This window comes from Rahnella sp. PD4 (genome assembly GCF_049199325.1).
In the GTDB taxonomy this organism is placed as follows: Bacteria; Pseudomonadota; Gammaproteobacteria; order Enterobacterales; family Enterobacteriaceae; genus Rahnella; species Rahnella perminowiae.
In genome coordinates, this window is record NZ_JBLZQF010000041.1 from 1 (window position 1) to 255 (window position 255).

Consider the following 255-nt stretch of genomic DNA (forward strand, 5'->3'; position numbering starts at 1 on the left):
TCCAGACTCCTACGGGAGGCAGCAGTGGGGAATATTGCACAATGGGCGCAAGCCTGATGCAGCCATGCCGCGTGTGTGAAGAAGGCCTTAGGGTTGTAAAGCACTTTCAGCGAGGAGGAAGGCATCATACTTAATACGTGTGGTGATTGACGTTACTCGCAGAAGAAGCACCGGCTAACTCCGTGCCAGCAGCCGCGGTAATACGGAGGGTGCAAGCGTTAATCGGAATTACTGGGCGTAAAGCGCACGCAGGCG

The 255-nt window shown here is 55.3% G+C and carries 1 rRNA gene; it reads left to right on the plus strand.

Features of this window, described 5'->3' with window-relative positions:
- A 16S ribosomal RNA gene (locus ACOZIO_RS25120) occupies window positions 1-255 on the plus strand; the annotation flags it as partial.